Source organism: Candidatus Harpocratesius sp. (assembly GCF_054039255.1).
Map to the genome: position 1 here is coordinate 167,412 of NZ_JBPLBG010000031.1, position 20,942 is coordinate 188,353.

A 20,942-nucleotide genomic window follows, 5' to 3' on the forward strand; every position below is an offset into this window, starting at 1 on the left:
ATTAATCAAGTAATCAGGTTATAAAGAGTGAAAAGTTTTCAATAAAATCAAAAAATTGGCGACCAGATGGCTTTTAATTTCCTATTATCTAATTAGGGAAACGGGAGAAAAATGTCCATTACTATTGAACAAACATCTACATTTACTTCTGTTGGAATTGTTATTTCGCAAGTGGATGGAAATTCCCCATCAGTTCATCATTTTGCTTTTTTAACTTCGATCTCACCAAATCATTATGAAACGGTTGTGCATCAAGGACAATACTGCATTGTAGATACATATCTTGGTAATGTGGTTGGGATTATTGAACAAATTCATATAATAAACAGTTACTTTCATGATTTTCAAACTGTCAAGAATTTCAATTTAGCCAAGCTTAACTTAAAGCATTATTTCCCAAGTGACGAGTGGGAAATTCAAATTGTTGAAGTAAAAGTGCTTGGATATATACCTACAGGAAAAAAGGTTCAAGAAATACATAATCCATTGGAATTTCGAAATATACAGCCAGCAGGATTCCCAGTTAAACCAGGAAATGAAGTATATTTACTAAAAAATGAGTATCTTCAATCTTTTTTGGGTTTTGATTCTTCTGGATTGAATATAGGTACGCTTCAAAACTACTCAATGAATGTTTCGCTCAATTTGAATAAATTTTTCAATAAGCATGTTGCCATCTTGGCTCAAAGTGGTGCTGGGAAATCATATTTAGTTTCAGTAATGCTGGAAGAATTACTTCTTCGCCCTTTTGATGTTGGGACTCCAGGATTAATTATAATCGATTTACATGGAGAATATCGGTTTCTAAAACAAAAACTGGAAAATAATGGAATATTTCAATCAAAGATTGAACAAATCCAATCAAAAATCCAAATTATCAATGCTTCCTTTATGCAGATAGGAATTGAAGATATGAACGCTTATGATTTTAAAAAATACCAACCAAATATCTCATTACCTCAAATCCGAGAATTACGTCGAATTTTAAAAGATAGAAAAAACAAAAATCCATTATCGAATCTTAATTCTCTTTGTGAAAGAATTCAATCAGATCCTAATATAAACCCTAAAGTTCAAGAAACTCTTATTGGTTGGTTGGAAGATTTATCACTTTTAAACATTTTCGCACAAACAACATCTCCTTCAATCTTTGACTTGATTCAACCAGGAAAATTAACCATTATTGATTTTTCTTCGATTCTTTCCATGAGAAAAAAGCAAATCTTAGTTGATTTCTTTTCTAATCAACTCTTTTCCTATCGTCGATCTAAAAAAATTGCACCTTTTATTTTATTTTTAGAAGAAGCACATAACTTTCTTCCTGAATCGGGTGGAAAACATGCAATTGCTAAACAAATTTTCGAAACACTAGCGCGTGAAGGCAGAAAATTCTTTGCTCAGTTAGTTCTTATTTCTCAACGCCCTGTGAGATTAAGTACAACAGCACTTTCACAATGTAACACTCATATTATCATGAGAATTACTAATCCTTATGACCTTAATCATATTAAAAGTTCAACTGAGGCATTAACAAGCGAATCTATAAAAGTAATTTCGAGTTTACCCACTGGAAATGCAGTAATTCTCGGTGGTGCAACAAATTACCCTATTTTTTTTAAAGTTCGTCATAGATTACTCTCACGAGCTTACAGTGAAACAACTTTGGAAAGTGAATCTTTTGCTTATATGCCGAATATAAATAGAAATGAAAAAAAAAACAATAAAGGCAATAAATTATACAAAACGGAAAATTTAGTGGAAACATTAAATGAAATTGATGAAAAACCTGAACAATTAAAAGGAGACAATCAATTTGAACAACTTGATTTTTATATTGATGAAATTTAACTTTAGAATCATTAAATAATAAGATTTATTCGATTATTTTTTCGTTGTCTTGCATGAGATTTATTCTTTTCATAAAATACATTTCACAATAAAGTGATTTTAACAAAAGAGTGATCTAAAATTGAATATAATTAAATTGATAGAAACGGTTATTTTATTAAATTTTCATGAAGTTATAGTTAAATTAATAAAGAGAGTAATTTTTAGAGGTATCTTCAAAAAAAATTTCAAGTTTAAAGAAAGGATAATAAAATCTACTGTTTTGATTAACATAATTGATAGAATTTTATTTAACAATTAAAATATTGAAAATATTGCGAAATTTGTTATTTTGTAATTAATGAGTAAATTTTCTGATCTCTTGAAGCACTGGTTGACTGAAGTTTCCTCGAGAGTTTATTTCAACTTTAGATACATCTTTTTTTATAGCAATCACAAAGATAAATGATCGAACTTCAAGTTTAAAGAGAAATTCATCCAAATCAGCTTTTGTGAAATCTTGATATTTATTTCCTAATTGTCGAAGTAGATCAGAAGTTAAAATTTCACCACGATTTTTTATCAAAATAGAGATTATTTCGTTTTCAATTGGAACTGAATTCCATTTTTTTAGTTTTGCCATTGTTTATCATTTATATTCAGTTGTATTCATAATTGATGCCATGGATAATATAATTTATAATGTATCTATTAATTTGGTGTAAAAATTGCTTTTTAGTAAGTTAATTCCAAAAAGGCATCAAAAAAAATCATGTATTAACTAATAAAATGATAAAGAATGAAAATTAAAAAATTTTACGTTCAAGATTTTACTTTCAAGTGTAAAGATCTGTTCCTCGATGACTAGCAGAAGAACCAATTTTGCGACTCTTAATTGATTCTTCAAATTTTTCATAAGACTCACAAACTTCCTTAGTTGCACTGGGACGCATTTCTTCTAAAGCTTTATTAAAATGTTGTGGTTTAATTTTTTTTGCGCGAATATCTTCACGTAAAGCACGAATAGCAGCTTCTCGGCAAAGCGATTCTATGTCTGCTCCAGAAAAGAATTCTGTTTTTCGAGCAAGTTCTTCTAAATCCACAGATTTAGATAAAGGCATGGACTTAGTGAAAATTTTTAAAATTTCGATTCGATCTTGATAATTAGGAGGTGGAACATAAGACATCCGATCAATGCGCCCAGGCCTAATTAATGCAGGATCCATAATATCTGGGCGATTTGTAGCTGCAATCATAATAATATCATGAGATTGTGAAATACCATCTAATTCGGTGAGAAGTTGAGAAATAACTCTCTCAGTGACTCCAGCATCTGAATTACCTGATCCTCTTCTTGGAGCAATGGAATCTAATTCATCAAAGAATATAATACATGGTGCTGCCAATTTTGCCTTTCTAAACACTTCGCGAACTGCTTTTTCGCTTTCTCCAACCCATTTAGAGATCAATTCAGGTCCTTTAATGGAAATGAAATTTGCTTCAGATTCAGTAGCCACAGCACGAGCAAGTAGAGTTTTACCACAACCAGGAGGACCATATAATAAAACACCAGAAGGAGGTGCAACACCCATTCTTTCATATGCTTTTGGATTTTTAATTGGCCATTCTACAGATTCAATTAATTGTTGTTTGGTATATTCTAATCCACCAACATCGTTCCAATGAACACTGGGAATCTCTACAAAAACTTCCCGAATTCCAGAAGGTATAATTTCCTTAAAAGCATGCTCAAAATCAATACTTTTTACAAACATCAGATCTAGTAATTCTGGATCAATTTCTTCTACATCTACATTAATTTCTGGAAGATAACGTCGTAATGCAAACATCCCAGTTTCACGCACCAAACTTGCAATATCTGCACCGACATAACCGTGTGTAATTCGAGCAATTTCATGTAATTGAACATCTTCATCCAATGGCATTTTTCTTGTGTGAATCTGAAGTATCTCTAATCGTCCTGTTTCTCCTGGAACCTTAATTTCTAATTCTCTATCAAATCGACCAGGCCGCCTTAAAGCAGGATCAACTGCATTTGGACGATTAGTTGCACCTATAATGATAACTCGTCCACGTGTTTCCAAACCATCCATTAATGCTAATAGTTGAGCAACAACTCTTCGTTCTACTTCACCAGTGACATTTTCTCTTTTTGGTGCAATGGCATCAATTTCGTCAATAAAAATAATACTGGGTGATTTTTCTTCTGCTTCTTTGAATAATCCACGCAATTTTTTTTCAGATTCACCATAAAACTTGCTCATTATTTCTGGACCATTTATGGAGATGAAATGAGCCTGACTTTCATTCGCTACTGCTTTTGCCAATAGAGTCTTTCCACAACCAGGAGGACCCCGTAAAAGGACACCTTTGGGAGGATCAATACCTAGACGATTGAATAATTCTGGATGTTTTAGTGGAAGTTCAACCATTTCTCTTACTTGCTGAATTTCTCGATCAAGACCACCAATATCTTCATAAGTAATATAGGGAATACCAGGTGAAATTTCATCAATTGTGGTTTCATTGATAGAAAGCGTAGTAGATTGTTTTACTAAACAGATACCAGTTGGTTTAATGGATATAATCCGAAAAACAATTTCTTTTGTCATTCCAATATTAATATAAATAAGATCTCCTTTTGCAACAGGGAAATTTAAGAGTTTTCTTTTGACAAAACTTTCAAATCGGGTATTAGGTTTTATTTTTAAAGAAATAGGAGCTAATACGACGGATTTTGCATGAATTTCATCAACTTTAGATATATAAATATAATCGTCTATTCCTACATTAGCATTATTACGAACTCTACTATCGATTCGAACTATCTCCAATCCTTGATCTTGTGGGTATGCAGGCCATGCAATAGCAGCTGTAATTTGATCATCACCACGAATTTGGATAATATCCCCAGTATTTACATTTAATTCCTTCATAGTTTTAGAATCTAATCGAATAATAGAACGTCCAATATCACGTTTTCTTGCTTCTTGAACTTTTAATTTTAATTCTGTATTCCCAAGATTATTTCCACTAGAGTCTTCATTCATGCTCATTTTTTTCTACTCATTCTTTTAAATGATACCCATCGTAAAAAAATTCTGATCAAGCCATTTATTGAGTGTAATTTTTAAAGAATTTCTTAATGGCTCCAAAATATAATTAAAGACTAAATTAAAAAAAATCAGAAAGTGTTTTTTGGCGAGCAGAACCTCGTTTTTTCAATCGACTTAAACCAGTTTCGACTCTTTCGCGATTGAAATTGTGTTTTTCAACAAGGATTTCTTTAATTTTATCAAAATTAGGTGTATTCCATTTTAAAGAAGAGATGTTTCTATTAATAACAGGATTTAAAAAAATATTTTTTACTGCTTGCACTGTTTCTGTACTTAAAAGATTAGAGATTTTTTGTTTCCTAATTTCGATATCCTTTTCAAGCATTGTATCCAAAGAACCATGCTGTTGAACTAATTTATAGGCAGTTTTTATTCCGACACCTTTAATCCCTGGAAAAAAATCTACACCAACTAAAATTCCAATATCAATTAATTGCTCCCTGCTAAGATTATTGGAAACCAAAATTTTTTCCAAACTTAACCATTCAATATCTACAGAAACTACAGTAGAACGTATTTTCCTGGTTCGATTCATTGATAAATTCCTAACAACCTTCTTTGCACCAAATAAAAATGAATCATAATCCTGTGATCCAACTGCCCATGCTTGATTTGTGGAAACCAAATAAGCTGCTTGAGACTCACCATCTTGTGCTGCTTCTACAATAGGAATACCTAATGCTGAGAGAAATTCTTTACTTTCTTGAATCATTTCACCCGTCAGTTTAGAAGAACCTTGTGCATATTTAGCTGCATCTTCAGTTTCACCCAGATCTCGAGCTTCTTCAAATTTCTTTCTTGCTTCGTTTCTAATTTCTCGTCTTCTTTGAATTTCAGCTTGTTTAAATGGATTTGGAGGCCCATCAAAAACATAGATTGGACGAATATCATGCTCAATTAGATTAAGGGAACGATAAAACAAACCTGAAAGATGAGAAGTGACATTTCCTTGGTAATCCTTTAGTGGTGTGCCATCTCTACCACGAATTATTGCTAAAAATTGATAAAGTGTGTTAAATGCATCAATTGCAATGCGTTTTCCCACTAGATCTTCAAATTTAATAATTTTCTTAACATCTTTGACCAGAGGACCTAAATCGACACCCATTTGTTTTTATTCTCCTTATTATTAAGTGAGTATGTAATGCTTTATCGATATTATCTTTTAAATGATATATTTACTACTATGTTATTTTTTACTGCACTTTAAAATGAGATTAACATTCGTGGTTAAATTAATTAATTACTATACACTTAACAATTAAAAAAAATGCGTACAATATGGATTTTGTTAACAAACAAAATTGAAAATAATTTTTAAAAATAGATCCATCAATAATTTTTATAGATATTATTTTTATTTTCTTTTTCCTTTTCTTTTTCGTCGGCGCTTTAATTTACCTCCACAAACAGGACAAAAAGACTTCAGTTTATCAGGAGGGAATTTTCGAAAACAATTTGGGCAATAGACTTCCCAGACAATCTTTTCTTTTATTCCCATTTGATGAAGAGGTTGAAATGTAATTCCTATAAAAGAAGCAGTATTCTGAATGGAATAATCATCAGATAGTAAAGTTACTGAAGCATTCGGTGTGAAATTTATAATATCATAAGCAAGACTTAAAATTGATATATCCGGATCGGATAAAGCACCAATATCGCCGCTCAATTTCGCTTGTTCTTTAATAAACTCTATTGAAGATAAAGTAGGAGACTGGACATGTATTCTCTCTTGAAGAAAAGCAACAGAGAGAATTTGGGAAGAATTTCTATTTTTTTTGGCTTCTTCTATAATTTCTGGCGTGGTTATAAACTCTAATTCAGAATCTTCGGCTGTTATATTGATATTTAATCCTGATGAAAAAGCTGTATTATCTAAGATATAGTAAATCATTGTGATAATCAATGTAATAGTTAATAATCTTGATGACAATTTGATTTTAATTTTCTAAACTGTCATCAGCTAATTTTCTTGAAAAAAGTATTTTATTTCTAACTTTATCGAAATATCCGCCAACATGATTGTTAAATCGAATAAATTTCACATCAGTAGGAGCTCTTTGAATAATTATTTTAACTTGAGGACTTACTTTATATTCTGATTGACCATCAATAATGACTAATCCGTTTAACCTCGGACGCTGCAATTTAATCTGAATTTTTGCGGAAGTAGGAACAATTAATGGTCTAAACACTCCAGTCCCAGCAAAAGGGTTCAAGGGGACAATTTCAAAACCATTTAATCGTGGATCTAACAAGCAACCTCCTGCTGATAAAGCATAAGCAGTAGAACCAGTATGGGTAGAAACAATTAATCCATCCAAATAACTAGAAGTAAAATTATGACCATCGATGGTGATATTTGCGTAAAGAACCTTAGATGGCTTGGAAGAAATAATCAAAACCTCATTTAGAGCAACTGGAAGAATATGATTTCCAATTTGAGTCGTTAATCTGGCAACATGTTCAATAGAATAATTACCTGCTAAAATATTATCTAAATCCTTCGCTAAAGATTCAGGATTTCCCATAGATTCATCTAAAAATCCAACTGAACCTAAGTTAACACCTAATATTGGAGGAAGTTTTTTCTTAGGTAGATTTTGGCAAACACGTAATACAGTTCCATCCCCACCAACTGAGATGATAAATTTAGTATTATCTGTTGTCATGTCACCCAAGTTTTTAGCAAAATGTCGAATAAATTTCGAAGAAATACGAGTTTCATAAGAAATTCTTTCATTTTTCTTAAGCAAAAAATCAGTAATAAACTGCACAATTTTAAGTGCTTCGGGCGAATCTAATCTACACGCAATTCCTATCGCCCGATGATCTCCAGCTTCTCGGGATTTAATTTGTGGAGCTTCATTCACAACAGACACCATTATTTATAAAAATTATAGAAAAATAATCAGAAAATATCTGGGAAAAAAATAAAACTAATTATTTTGGTAAAACAATTCGAGTTACGAACGAACGACCAACCACTGTCCAGAATTCAACAGTCACATCTCCCCAGATCGATCGATCATCAAGTAAATCATGTAATTTACTAGTCTCTGAGTCTTCTTCATCAAGAGGATAAGCAATATCAAATGTTTCATAGGTTTCAAGATCCATTACTTGCACAGTTCGATCATTTTCATTGATATCTATTAATTGACCTTGTCGTTTTTGAATTTCAGGAATATCTAAATTTGTATCAGCAGTCATGGTAAGACTTTTTTTCTTTCCTGTAAATAGACCTACACATCCAATTCGAGATTTTGCATGCCCATGTTTTCCTGATTTAGAGTGATCATTACTCAAAACTAAGTAAGGTTCTCTGTCATCTGGATTAATAAAGTAATTTCCTTTTTTCAAGTTATTTGCTGATTTTCGCGCCATAGTTTTTCACATCAAAAGGTGAAAATGTGATAAGAGAAAAATACTGATTTACTCTCCTTCACAGTTCCATATACGATTAATTAAGATGTCTAATTTTTTGAAGTTTGCGCTTTTTTGTTAGCGTGGCAAGAAAATGGGATGTTCAATATATTAAGGAAAATCTTTTAAAAAAAAAGTAAAACATAAAAAGTGCGATTTTTAAGATAAGCACCCTTCTCTAAATATATTGATTGAAGTGAGAAATTTACAGAATTTTGGTTTCGTTTTTGATCTTGATGGAACTATACTTGATGATATTGATTTAGCGAGAAATATTCCTTTAATTGCAATGCAGGAAATGGGTTATCAAAATAAAAAATCAGTTATTAAAGAATTAGAAGAAGAAATATTAAATGTACTAGGAGAAGATGGTTCCAAACTTATTATTCTTCGAATTTTTCTCAAAATAGCAAAATCATTTGGAATTCCATGGTATAAACGATTTTTATTTATTAAAAAGTGCCAAAAGGTCTATAAGCGTGAAATTTCATCTTGTTCTCTTTTTCCAGGAAGTATGGAGGTATTTGAGAAAATTATCGAGTTAGGAGGACAAATTGGGATTTTAACAACATCTAGCATGGAGGAAATAAGTGAAAGATTTGTGGGTAGAGAACATTTGTTAACCATTTTTAAAGATAATATTTTAGGAAGAGATAAAGTAACAAAAATGAAACCAAATCCAGCAGGAATTCTATTATTGGCTAAAAAATGGAATATTCCAATTAAAAATATGGTGATGATCGGAGATATGAAAATTGATATTCAAGCAGGAAAACGGGCAGGTTGTAAAACAATTGGAGTTTTATCAGGCTTTGCAACTAAAGAAATTATGGAGAGAGAGAAAGCGGATTTAATTATTTCAAATATCTCAGATTTATTGCCTATTTTACCAAATTTTACTCAAATATTATTTTCTCAAATAAAGAACTAAAAAAAGATCAAAATTATGAACTAATTTACACTGCAATATCTTCTAAAGTAAACTCCCAATATAATATTACATCATTCCATTGAATAGTAATCATACCTTTAGTTACATCAATTGCAAGTTGATTCTGATCTAATTCATCTAGTAGACGAGAAGAAGTAAAAATATCTGGTAACTCGTCTGTGAACGAAACTGATTTACTATTTTCTGAATTTGCATGAATACTAAACGGATTCTCACTCCAGTTGTACGAAATTGTTGAAATATGAATATTTTTTTTTGGTCCTAGTAGCCCAACTCCATCAAAATCATCAAAATCTAAATCTCCTTGTACTGAAAGTAAATTAAAAGAGAAATTTAATGGATTGAAAATCTTAATTGTGTATTCCATGCTATATGTTAATGCATCTAAATCAATCTCGAAACTTTGAAATTCAAAATTCAACAGCTTTTTCGAATGTTGTTTTGAAGATAATACAAAATCTTGATCTAGATGAAAAGCAGGATATATGACACCAAACCCCTGCAACTTAAATTTTCCAATAACATGTAGAGATACATTTTCACTTAACACTAAATGATTAATCATCTTGTTAATACCTATTTGATTGGATATCCCAACTCTAACAGTTAAATTAAAACTTGTGATACTTGGCGCTAAATGCATTTTTCCAAATGGAAGTAATGGAAATGAAAGATCAGTAATTCGATCACCTTCATGATAAATCTCGAAATAAATCAATTTTATGGAGATATCTGGCATAGATTTATCAATTGGAAAAAATAAAGAGAAATTTAAATCAAGATATTCTTCAGTAGCTGAAATTAAATAAATATAATTTAGCTTCATAGGATCTGATTTGGAATCGGGAGAATTATTATTAGAATTCATTTGATTATTAATAGTCGATTGGATAATTCCGTAAGATCCACCATATAAAATTCCTAAAAGAATGATAGAAAGTAGTGGGAGATATACCTTCTTTTTTCGGAATTGAATACTGATTTTATTGAAAAAATCTGAAAATACATTAATCATTTATTTTACACCAAGAGAGTATTTGAAAATTAAAGATATAATTTTTCCTATTCATGAAAAACGAAAAAAATTTGAATACTACCTTCTTTTATTGTATTGATATAGAATAAAAAAAATCTTTTATAGATTCGTAATTTTTGAAAAATAATTGGGTGTGGAATAATTGGTTCTTGATAACTTGGGAAAGTCGCTGGACACTTTAATTAGGAAAATTCGTCGATTACCAGAAATTGACAAAGATACTATAAATGCCATTTTACAAGAACTTCAAAGGGCATTATTGATGGCAGATGTTAAAGTTGAACTATGTTTACAGGTCACAGATGCAATTAAAAAACAAGCCATGGATCAACATATAAATAGACAAATTGATCGAAAAGAATTTATTATTAAACTCCTTCATGATCAACTTATTGAAATCCTAGGTGGAAAAGAAGCACCAAAACGCATAAAAACAGGAAAACAATCAGTAATTATGCTTGTAGGAATTCAAGGAAGCGGTAAAACGACTACAGTAGGCAAATTAGCAAATTACTATAAAAATAGAGGTTTTAAAGTAGGGGCCATATGTACTGATACATGGCGACCTGGAGCATATGATCAGCTGGCTCAAACTATGGATTCAATTGGAGTGCCACATTATGGGCTTCCCAAAGAGAAAAATGCCATAAAAATTGCGAAGAAAGGAATGAAGCATTTTCTTCAAGCTAAAGGTAAAGATAAACGAGATTTAATAATTGTTGATACAGCAGGCCGGCATAAACAAGAAGAAGATTTAATGAAGGAAATGCAAAAACTAGAATCTGTAATTAAACCAAATGAGACACTGCTGGTAATAGATGGAACTTTAGGTCAACAAGCCTATTCTCAAGCCAAAGCATTTGCTGAAACAACACATGTGGGTAGTATTATAATTACTAAATTGGATGGTTCTGCTAAAGGTGGCGGTGCATTATCCGCTGCGGCCGCTGCTAAAGCACCAATAAAATTTATTGGAGTTGGAGAACGGGTTGACGATCTGGAAACATTTAATCCAACGAAATTTGTCGGAACTTTAATGGGTATCCCTGATATTGAAGGTCTATTAGAGAAAATTGAAGAATTGGGATTAGATGAAGAAGATCAAGAAGATATGGCTAAAAGGATTAAGAAAGGAAAATTCACCCTCACAGATATGTATGTTCAATTACAATCCATTCAAAAAATGGGTGGTGTAAAAAAAATAATTGGCATGCTTGGAGGTCAAAATCTTCCAGATCAGTTTAAAATCGCAGCTTCAGCAAATATGGAAAAAATAAAAGTTATGCTCCAATCAATGACACCAGAAGAAAAAGATGATCCCATAATTATTAAAAAGACTCGGATCACACGTATTTCTAAAGGTAGTGGAACCACTTATACAGAAGTTAAAAAACTTTTAGACCAATGGCGTCAAATGAATAGAGTAATGAAAACAATGTTTGGAAAGAAGGTTAGAGGAAAGAAAGGTGCAGCTCAAAACATTCCAGGAATGGGTGATTTGGGTGATTTATCTGGAGGCATTCCAAAAGGTATGGATATTAACCAGCTTCAACAAATGATGGCACAAGGTCAAAAAAAGAAACGAAAGAAATATCTCTGGTAATATAATATTGATCACTGAATTGAAGTAGGGATGAAAATGAATGATCAACAAAACCGAATTGTTTTGAATAATACCAGAATATTTACGAATAACACACTCATTTTTGGATATTTAATTATAGAAGGAAACAAAATTCAATCAATTCATGAAGGTTCATTTTCAAATCTGGATAATGAAAAAAATGATCAAAATAGTAGAAATAAGATTAAGATATTTGATTTACAAAGTGCATTAGTACTTCCTGGATTTATTGACATGCACGTTCATTTTAGAGATTTTGAACAATCAAGTAAAGAAACGCTTCAAACTGGATCAAAAGGAGCACTTTTTGGAGGAGTAACTACTGTCATTACTATGCCAAATACTAAACCCCCATTGTCTTCTCCCAAATCCATTGAAAATTTCAAAGAAAAGATAAACACAACTCCTATCTATTGTAATATTGGAATTTATACGAGTATTAAACAAGATTTCAATCTTTCTGAACTGCCAGTAATGAAAAAAAAAGGGATTTTTGGAGTTAAGGTTTATCCAGGAGATTTTTCAGATAATCTTCCCTTAAAATGGGAAGATGGTTGGCGTAGCGATATGTATCCAGGTGAATTCGCCCAAAAAATTTCTCAAATATTAGATAATTTTCAACAAAAATATGATTATTGGAGACAACTTTTTAAAATATGTAAAGAGAACAATGTTCCAATTCTTTTTCATCCAGAATTACCACGAGATCAAAAATCTTTGAAGAAAATTTACGAACAAGGATTAAAAATTGCAGAAATGGAGAATTCCCCAAATCCAAATTTATTTGCTCACCATGTATCACATCCAGTTTATACAAATGAATTGGGTTTTGTAGAAATGATTATTGCATTCTTGTATAAATTTTTTCCAGAACCTAAAGATGCACCCCATGTCCATTTTGTACATGTCTCAAGTGCTGAAATTATCGAAGTAATCCAAGAAATGCTGAAAAAGAAGGGGTATCATTGTTCAATTGAAGTTTCACCACATCATCTCCTTTTAAATTATGATATGAAATTTCCCTCTGAAAATTTCGCAAAAGTGCTTGTTCCACTTCGATCTCCTGAAATTCAGCAACAATTAAAGAAAAAATGGCAAAATAGCAAAGCAGATATAATAGGAACAGACCATGCACCCCATACATATAAAGAAAAATCACAAGATTTTTTTTCAATCCCATCAGGATTTCCTTCAATTGATTTTGCAAGCCGGATTTTACTTTCTCAAGTATTCCAAGGAGAGATCTCTTTAGCACAGTTAGTTGAGATGTATTCAACTCACCCTGCAAAACTCCTTAATTTATCTCACAAAGGCAAAATTGCTCCAGGTATGGATGCAGATTTGATTGTAGTTCATCAAACAGAGCCTTATCCATTAAACCCGACTCAGATGAAAAGCAAACAAAAATGGACGGCATGGGAATCATATCAAGTATCTGCAGAGATTGATTATGTTTTTTTGGGAGGTAAACTTGCTTTTGAGCGTAATTCGGGTATTTTTTCACCTTTCGGTACTTTTTTAAATCGAGTCTCAGAATTATAAGGTGATAAAAAATGGAAATCACTTTAGCTGATGGTCAAAAATTAGTAGCTTTTGCACGCAGTAATATTGAATATTACCTCAAAACTAAGAAAAATATCGATGTACCAAATGATATTCGTGATAAATATGCAGACAATGCTGGAGCATTTGTCACCCTAAATAAATTTCCAAAACGAGACAATCCTCTTCGAGGTTGTATAGGTTATATTCTTCCCTATTATCCACTTTGGGAAACGATTTCAAAAGTATCTCTTTCTGCAGCTGTAGATGATCCCAGATTTCCTCCTGTGAAATTATCAGAAATGGAACATTTGGTTGTAGAAGTTTCTGTCTTAACAGTTCCTGAAGAGATATCAGTGGAAAAACCTGAAGATTATGAACAGCATATCAAAATTGGACGAGATGGCTTGATTATAACTCGTGGGTGGCATCGAGGATTATTATTACCTCAAGTTCCAATTGAATATGGAAGAAATTGGGATGTTTTTACATTTCTTGGTCATACATGTATGAAAGCAGGATTACAACCTGAAGCTTGGCGTGATATTAAAAAAACTAAAGTAGAAAGATTCACAGCAATTATTTTTGAAGAAGAATCCCCACGAGGTAAAGTTGTGCAGAAGAAAATCGGTGAATAAAATTTGTGTAAATTAGTGTAGATTAGTTTAATTTCACAAATTACACAATGATTTTTTAAAAAATAAGAACTATATTGAAAAAAGAACAGAGTTTACTCAATTTATCTGATTTCTACACAAAGAAACAGAATCATTTTTTATTTCTTATTTCTAATAACAAATAGAACATAAATAGTACAGAGTTTCAATGATATCTACAACACTTCCTCAACAGACAAATACTTCAGGGCCGTTCTTTGATGTAATTTTAATATCGGGAGAAAAATGGGCAGATCATCCTCATTCAGGGATTGGAATAATTGCGCGAGTTTTAGAAAATGAAGGATATACTGTTGGAATTATTGAGAAACCAGATTGGCGAACTACAACTTCTTTTTTGAAATTGGGTTTACCTAGGCTTTTTTTTGGAATCTCTTCTGGCAGCATTGATAGCATGCTTCAAAACTATACACCCCTTAAAAAAAAAAGAGCAGAAGATCCATACCACCCATTTCAATCAAACATTCCTGACCGTGCAACAATAGTATATGCCCAAAAGTTAAGACAAGCATTAAAATCAACTGAAGAAGGCCGTAATCGTAAAATACCTATTGTTTTAGGAGGAGTAGAAGCATCACTTAGAAGATTTTCCCATTATGATTATTGGGACAATAAAATTAGACGATCCATTCTCTTTGATGCAAAAGCAGATATTTTGGTATATGGCCCTGGAGAATTTCAAATTATTCAAATTGCAAACAGAATTAGTAAAAAACAAAAATTAATCGGAATTGAAGGAACATCAATCATAGTTTCGCAAAAAGAGAAGAAAAAAGTCGAAGAAGAAACAGAAAACCTCGAGGTTCTTCCATCACATGAAGAAGTGTGTACGGATAAATTTCGATTCTGTGATATGCAACTAATATTCTCTAATTCTAAAAATCTTCTTCAAAAAGTGGATAATCGAGCAGTAATTCAATTTCGCATGCATCAATATACCACAGAGGAACTGGATAGAATATACAACCTCCCTTTCACATATAACATACCTTCTGATTTTCCTGAATTACAGATGGCAAAATTTTCCATTATCACTCATAGAGGATGTATCGGAGAATGTAATTTTTGTGCAATTGCGCTTCATCAAGGCACCAAAATAATTTCTCGCAGTAAAGAGAGTATTTTATCTGAAATTGAATTAATGTCACATCTATCAGATTTTCATGGATATATCAGCGATTTAGGCGGACCTTCAGCAAATATGTATGGAATGGATTGTTCAAACCGTGATTCTTGCTTACAGCACTGTATAAACTGTCCTATCTTAGATCGAACACATCAAAAAGCGCTTGATTTATTGAAAGAATCCAGAAAAATACCTGGAGTAAAAAAAGTGTTTGTGCGGAGTGGTGTTCGCTATGATATGATAATGGATCACGAAGAATATATGAAAGAATTAATCATTCACCATATTTCTGGACATTTAAAAATTGCTCCAGAACATTTCTCTCCTCGTGTTTATCACTTAATGAATAAAGATAATTCTCGATTTTCAGAATTTTTTAGGAAATTTCATCAACTTAATCCTGATCCAAAGCAAGGGTTAAAATATTATTTCATTACTGCTCATCCAGGTAGTACAATGGAAGATGCTCAATTATTACGAAATAAAATCTGTAAATTAGGAGAAAAAAATACAGAATCAATCCAAATTTTCACACCTACTCCAATGTCGGTATCTACTTGCATGTACTACACGGGCCTTAACCCATATACAAAAGAATCTATTTATGTTCCATACACATATCGAGAAAAAAAAGACCAAAAAAACATTTTATTCAAAGATCGTTCATCTTCTACAATTGGCACACAATTTAAATCACAAATTAATGTAAAAAAAAGAAAAAAAAAGAAAAAAACAAAAAGATGAATAAAAAGAGAAAGACCAAAAAGAAAAAAATTTATTGAAAATAAAAGAATTAAAAGAGATGAAATACACTTAGATATACTGATCAATTCATGAATTATCCAAACGCTCCTTTTCCAATTCCTAAATCGATACTTCTACAAAAATTGCGTGGATTTCTTAATGAAGATATCGGATTTGGAGATATTACTAGTAGTATGATTCCTGTTCAAGAACAAGGATCTGCAAAAATAAAAGCAAAATCTTCTGGAATTCTTGCTGGCATGGAAGAAGCACAACTACTTTTTGAAGATAATGATATTAATGTCACTTCCCTTGCTCAAGATGGAAATAAAGTTAATAAAGGCGATATAATTATAGAATTACAAGGAAATCTTCGCACTATCTTGATGGTTGAACGCACTGCCTTGAATTTTTTGATGAAACTTTCATCCATTGCCAGTAGCACATTTGATGTTATTATTCAACTTAAAAAAGAAAATCTTACAACCAAAATTGCCGCCACACGAAAAACAACGCCTGGATTCACTTATTTCGAAAAGAAAGCAGTATTTTTAGGAGGTGGGGATGTACATCGTTGGAATCTATCCGATATGATTCTTTTAAAAAATACTCATCTGAAATATTATCAAGGAGATATTGCCAAATTACTTACAAAAACTAAAGAACAAACAAGTTTTAGTAAAAAAATAGAGATTGAAATTGAAAATCCAAGCTATATTCCCTTAGCGATTCAACACGGGGCAGATATTATTATGTTGGACAATATGACACCCGATCAAATACGTAATATTCTTTCTGACATATCTCTTTCAAAAAATATAATATTTGAAGCCTCGGGGAATATTAATATTCACAATATTGTCGAATATGCAAAAGCTGGAGTTGATATTATAAGTACATCTTCATTAATATTTCACCCTCATAAAATAATGGATTTTTCTTTACGTTTAATATAATTATTTCTATAAACATTCCAAAAAACGGATTTAAATAGTTTTTTTCTTTCTTTTATTCATGGAGGCGGAAGATATAATTCAAACTAAAACAAAAATGTCACCATTTTCTAAATCACCTAAATATAAAGGGAAAATCATCGGTTTAGATGATGAAAACAGCATCCATATGTTACTTAAACGAATGTGTAAAGCTTTGGGATTTGAATATCAAAGTGCATTTGACGGAAATGAATTATTAAACAAATTTATTGATGCATATATACAAAACGAACCATTCGACTTGGTGATAATGGATTTATCAATTCCTAAAGGTATGGGGGGCAAGGAAACAATTTTGGAATTAAAAGCAAAATTTCCTAAACCAAAAGTAATTGTCTCAACTGGTTACAATCCTGTGTTAATCAATTTTAAAGAATATGGTTTTGATGATGTTCTTCTCAAACCTTATACTTTTGAAGATTTTCAAAATATTTTAAAGAAATATTTATAGAAAATTTATAACAGATTAATTTTTTGTAGATATAAATTTTAGAATAAAAAATCATCATATTCTGGTCCGAATAAGTTTTTCTTCAAAGGGGTCGATTAGTGCGAATAAGTTTTCATTCTGATTTTTCAGGAATTACTAAATAGGTTATTGTTGACTTATATAACCGATCCCCACTTATTTCTCTGTAAAAATCATTTATATCCATAGAATTCCCTGAAAGTAATAAAGTTTTGATTATTCGAGTTTTTAAATGATATTGAGAAATTGATTTTATCAATTCATCATATTGTTGAACGATTGCGGAAAATTTTGTTGCTATATCCTCACGTGCTTCATAATGTGCTGTAATAACAGCAATTTGGTGTCTTAAAATGGGAAGATCTTTCGTGTGAGAACTTATAAACTCCAAAATTATACTTCGGAGCAATTCACTTCGTGAAGAAAATCCTAATTTTTCTTGAATGTTATCCAGATTTTTCTGTAATTCTGCACTTACTTGGAGAGAGATCATCGGCATAATTTATTCACTGCTAGATTGATTAGCTTTCTGATAATTTATTCTTTGCCATCCTAAATTGGAATTTAAAAAAAATTAATTCCTAATCTTGATCTTTTATTATTTTATAAAAGCTTCAAATGAGAAGTTAATTTATCAATTTCTCTAGCAAATGCAGGACCTATTGCAACTGCAGTTTTTGTTCCAGGAGGGATCTGAGTTAATCCAGCATCCTGTATTAAACTGCATGGTAAAGATGCCCTTTTTGCTTGATTGAAGAGCAAAAGCAGTTCTTCTTCACTAGACACCTTTAATACAACTTTTTTCTGTCCTTCCTGTTTCCAACCTGAATAAATGCCAGGATGATTTTTTTGAGCAGATTCTACTGCAACAACACTAGCGTGACATCCTTGAGCAACTTTTTTTCCTGTTGACATTTTCAAATCTGTTCTAAGAATTATCGCTTGTTTGTATTTATGTAATAAATTTGCCTGTCCATTCATCAGTATTATTAAATCTCCATCAGTTGATGTAATAAAATAAATAACTACAATATTTCATTTATTATTTTCAATTTTAAAAATCGAAAAAAATCTTATGCAAAAAAAAGCGATCAAATATGTAATATTATTACAACCACCATATCTGTTGTAATAATATACTCGAAACGATTTTGCATAGTATTATATAATGATCAGAGTATGATTATAATTCGATATGTTCAACTTCAATCTGCTTTAAGATTTCTTCAGCTTGGGCAGAATTTGTCTTCAAAGTATATAACTTAGTTGGTGTACGTAATTTAAGTTTTACATGATCTCCAGATTTTTTAATCCGGCATTCTGTCGCACGAGTTTTGGCAATTTCTAAAAATTTTTCCACATCAAAGATTTCTTCTGGCATTTTTTTTACCTCAATTATATAAATTTTATCGTTCACGTCGTTTTGGCCGAAGATCTTTACTATGACATTTTCGGCATTTCTTAGCACGAAATGGAGCTCTAGCACCACACTTTCTGCAAATGTAAGTATATAAGTGGTAATGATCGGCGACTTTCCTTAAGTAAGGGTCTGTTACTGGCATTCAATTCACTATCCTTTATTGAATTAAACAATAAGAAATTGAAAGTTTCATTGATTAAAATTTTTTTGGATTAACAAGATTTATATAAAAAGAGAAGTAAATCTTCTAAAGGTAAATGGGATAATTATTTTTTAAAAACACTTTTAGGCACCAAGTCTTAGCTGCTTTGAAAAAAAGCAACGCATTTCTTTATCAAGCAATTACAGGATGTTAGATTCGATATATTCGATATACTGCACGCGTTCTAGGGTCCACAATGGGTTTTTAGTTTTACGAGGGTCAAGTTCGGTACATCCTTCATAGGCATTCTGATTTTGGTAATTGCGGGAATGGAATTCGTATTCATTCCCTTGTACCTCAGTGAAATCCCAAAATACTTTCGGGAGATAGGAGAGATTTGGAAAATGAAGGAAATGATCTATATAAACTTATTCGCACTTCACTGATCAAGATTCAGAATTTTATTTTTTAAATGATATTTTGTTTTTCCTGCTAAATATACTTCAGAATCATGACTTACAATAACGAATGCAATGTTTTTTTCTTTATTCAAAATTTGGAATAATTCAACAATTTTTGAAGTATTTTCTGCATCCAAAAAACCAGTTGGCTCATCAGCAATAATAATTTTTGGATCAACGATTAATGATCGTGCAATTGCCACTCTTTGTTGTTCCCCTCCAGAAATTTGATAAATTTTCTTATCATAGAGCTCAGCAATACCTAATTGATTCAGTATAAATTTAATTCTTGATCGAGCTTCATCAAAATTTTGATTTTGAATTGATAATGGAAAATAAAGATTCTCCCATACTGTTAAGTTAGATATTAATAACAAATCTTCAAAAATCATCGAAATGAATTTTCTTCTGAGGTAATTACGGGTATTTGAATTATATAAATTGAAAATATCTTTTGAATTCCAAAAAATAAACCCTGAAGTTGGTTTTAACAAACCCATCAATAATTTAAAGAAAGTTGTTTTACCCACTCCTGATTTACCTTTAATTGTAATAAAATCACCTTCTTTAATATCTAAGTTTAAATTTTCCAATACAGAAATATTATAATATTTTGAGACAAAAGATTTTGAAACATTTTTCACTTCAATCAGTTTATTCACTAAAATCCACTCTTTGTTATTATAATTTATATTTCGTCTTCTTTTATAGGAATTAATTCTAAACGATCTTCCTTTTCTATTATTTTTACATAGTTGCTTTTAAACTTGTTTAAAAATTCTTCTGGAATCAAAATTTTTCCATCACTATTCAAATAAACTAAAGTTTCTTTATATTTTTTAATGGAAATTTCATTCACATCATTTTTAAAATATTTTCCTGATTTTCTAAATTGCCCATTAAATAATTCGAATACATTATCCATTTTTTCTGCTAAATTAACAGAATGAGTTGAAATAAGAAGAGTCATTTTTTTATCTTTAACAATTGTTTTGATCCGATCAATTATTTTATTTGCTGATTTAATATCTAAATGACTGGTCGGTTCATCTAATATTAAAATATCGGGCTCCGATAATAGAGCACATAATATTGCCATTCTTTGTTTTTGACCACCAGACAAAAACTTTATTCTCACATTATTCAAATTTTTTAACCCAAAATCATTAAGCCATTTTTCTTTTTCATTTTTAGTCAAATTTAGATGATAAACTTTTATCAAATTGTTTATTACTTCGAGAATTTTTAAATTCCCATGTTCGACAAAAATCTAATTAATATATCATAATTGTTAAGCATTTATAATATTTCCATTCTTCCTTATTAATATGATAAGTGAACCATTAGATATATCAATCCAATCG

Annotated in this window: 20 protein-coding genes and 1 pseudogene; 8 read left to right on the forward strand and 13 right to left on the reverse strand. The window is 31.0% G+C overall.

All coding sequences use genetic code 11. The annotated features are described in order from the left end of the window. The first annotated feature begins 111 nt into the window (after positions 1-111). Positions 112-1,848 carry an ATP-binding protein gene (locus ACXLDF_RS06805; RefSeq protein WP_457557749.1) on the forward strand — a complete coding sequence of 579 codons (1,737 nt, stop codon included), beginning with the start codon at positions 112-114 and terminating at the stop codon, positions 1,846-1,848. Positions 1,849-2,185: 337 nt separating this feature from the next. Here the strand turns inward: ACXLDF_RS06805 and ACXLDF_RS06810 are convergent, their stop codons facing one another. The 6 genes from ACXLDF_RS06810 to eif5A all read right to left on the reverse strand — a co-directional run bounded on the left by ACXLDF_RS06810 (position 2,186) and on the right by eif5A (position 8,351). Further along, a complete protein-coding gene (locus ACXLDF_RS06810) occupies positions 2,186-2,470 on the reverse strand; it encodes a hypothetical protein (protein WP_457557750.1) in 285 nt (94 codons plus the stop codon). Positions 2,471-2,663: 193 nt separating this feature from the next. Continuing rightward, complete coding sequence (locus tag ACXLDF_RS06815; RefSeq protein ID WP_457557751.1) at positions 2,664-4,904, reverse strand: CDC48 family AAA ATPase; 2,241 nt, start codon at positions 4,902-4,904, stop codon at positions 2,664-2,666. A 118-nt stretch (positions 4,905-5,022) separates the two neighbouring features. Then, positions 5,023-6,072: a flap endonuclease-1 gene (gene fen / locus ACXLDF_RS06820; RefSeq protein WP_457557752.1), complete on the reverse strand. Its 1,050-nt coding sequence runs from the start codon at positions 6,070-6,072 to the stop codon at positions 5,023-5,025. Positions 6,073-6,321: 249 nt separating this feature from the next. Then, complete coding sequence (locus tag ACXLDF_RS06825) at positions 6,322-6,897, reverse strand: NOB1 family endonuclease (RefSeq protein WP_457557753.1); 576 nt, start codon at positions 6,895-6,897, stop codon at positions 6,322-6,324. 7 nt (positions 6,898-6,904) lie between these two features. Further along, entirely contained in the window at positions 6,905-7,849 is a 945-nt protein-coding gene (locus ACXLDF_RS06830; protein ID WP_457557754.1) for an NAD(+)/NADH kinase, read from the reverse strand. Positions 7,850-7,907: 58 nt separating this feature from the next. Continuing rightward, entirely contained in the window at positions 7,908-8,351 is a 444-nt protein-coding gene (eif5A, locus tag ACXLDF_RS06835; protein ID WP_457557755.1) for a translation initiation factor IF-5A, read from the reverse strand. A gap of 235 nt (positions 8,352-8,586) precedes the next feature. Here eif5A and ACXLDF_RS06840 point away from each other — a divergent pair, with 235 nt between their 5' ends. Beyond that, entirely contained in the window at positions 8,587-9,321 is a 735-nt protein-coding gene (locus ACXLDF_RS06840) for an HAD family hydrolase (RefSeq protein ID WP_457557770.1), read from the forward strand. Between the two features lie 25 nt (positions 9,322-9,346). Here the strand turns inward: ACXLDF_RS06840 and ACXLDF_RS06845 are convergent, their stop codons facing one another. Then, positions 9,347-10,357 carry a hypothetical protein gene (locus tag ACXLDF_RS06845; RefSeq protein WP_457557756.1) on the reverse strand — a complete coding sequence of 337 codons (1,011 nt, stop codon included), beginning with the start codon at positions 10,355-10,357 and terminating at the stop codon, positions 9,347-9,349. Positions 10,358-10,520: 163 nt separating this feature from the next. Here ACXLDF_RS06845 and ACXLDF_RS06850 point away from each other — a divergent pair. The 6 genes and pseudogenes from ACXLDF_RS06850 to ACXLDF_RS06875 all read left to right on the forward strand — a co-directional run. Beyond that, positions 10,521-11,873 (forward strand): annotated as a pseudogene (locus ACXLDF_RS06850) (signal recognition particle receptor subunit alpha); the annotation flags it as partial. 144 nt (positions 11,874-12,017) lie between these two features. Further along, positions 12,018-13,544 carry a dihydroorotase gene (locus ACXLDF_RS06855; protein WP_457557757.1) on the forward strand — a complete coding sequence of 509 codons (1,527 nt, stop codon included), beginning with the start codon at positions 12,018-12,020 and terminating at the stop codon, positions 13,542-13,544. Positions 13,545-13,555: 11 nt separating this feature from the next. Continuing rightward, positions 13,556-14,182, forward strand: a complete 627-nt coding sequence (locus ACXLDF_RS06860) for a TIGR00296 family protein (RefSeq protein ID WP_457557758.1) — start codon at positions 13,556-13,558, stop codon at positions 14,180-14,182. Between the two features lie 187 nt (positions 14,183-14,369). Then, on the forward strand, positions 14,370-16,091 hold the full coding sequence (locus ACXLDF_RS06865; protein WP_457557759.1) for a YgiQ family radical SAM protein: 1,722 nt from the start codon (positions 14,370-14,372) through the stop codon (positions 16,089-16,091). An 89-nt stretch (positions 16,092-16,180) separates the two neighbouring features. Then, positions 16,181-17,047: a carboxylating nicotinate-nucleotide diphosphorylase gene (gene nadC / locus ACXLDF_RS06870; RefSeq protein WP_457557760.1), complete on the forward strand. Its 867-nt coding sequence runs from the start codon at positions 16,181-16,183 to the stop codon at positions 17,045-17,047. A gap of 58 nt (positions 17,048-17,105) precedes the next feature. Beyond that, positions 17,106-17,537, forward strand: a complete 432-nt coding sequence (locus ACXLDF_RS06875) for a response regulator (protein ID WP_457557761.1) — start codon at positions 17,106-17,108, stop codon at positions 17,535-17,537. Positions 17,538-17,649: 112 nt separating this feature from the next. On the opposite strand, the gene ACXLDF_RS06880 is transcribed toward ACXLDF_RS06875, so the two are convergent. The 6 genes from ACXLDF_RS06880 to ACXLDF_RS06905 all read right to left on the reverse strand — a co-directional run bounded on the left by ACXLDF_RS06880 (position 17,650) and on the right by ACXLDF_RS06905 (position 20,776). Beyond that, a complete protein-coding gene (locus tag ACXLDF_RS06880) occupies positions 17,650-18,054 on the reverse strand; it encodes a CopG family ribbon-helix-helix protein (protein ID WP_457557762.1) in 405 nt (134 codons plus the stop codon). A 104-nt stretch (positions 18,055-18,158) separates the two neighbouring features. Beyond that, positions 18,159-18,536 carry a peptidyl-tRNA hydrolase Pth2 gene (gene pth2 / locus ACXLDF_RS06885; protein WP_457557763.1) on the reverse strand — a complete coding sequence of 126 codons (378 nt, stop codon included), beginning with the start codon at positions 18,534-18,536 and terminating at the stop codon, positions 18,159-18,161. Positions 18,537-18,738: 202 nt separating this feature from the next. Continuing rightward, positions 18,739-18,936, reverse strand: coding sequence for a hypothetical protein (locus ACXLDF_RS06890; RefSeq protein WP_457557764.1), 198 nt, complete (start codon positions 18,934-18,936; stop codon positions 18,739-18,741). 25 nt (positions 18,937-18,961) lie between these two features. Beyond that, positions 18,962-19,117, reverse strand: a complete 156-nt coding sequence (locus ACXLDF_RS06895; RefSeq protein WP_457557765.1) for a 50S ribosomal protein L40e — start codon at positions 19,115-19,117, stop codon at positions 18,962-18,964. 439 nt (positions 19,118-19,556) lie between these two features. Continuing rightward, positions 19,557-20,240, reverse strand: coding sequence for an ABC transporter ATP-binding protein (locus tag ACXLDF_RS06900; protein ID WP_457557766.1), 684 nt, complete (start codon positions 20,238-20,240; stop codon positions 19,557-19,559). Positions 20,241-20,266: 26 nt separating this feature from the next. Beyond that, positions 20,267-20,776: an ATP-binding cassette domain-containing protein gene (locus ACXLDF_RS06905; RefSeq protein WP_457557767.1), complete on the reverse strand. Its 510-nt coding sequence runs from the start codon at positions 20,774-20,776 to the stop codon at positions 20,267-20,269. Between the last annotated feature and the right edge of the window lie 166 nt (positions 20,777-20,942).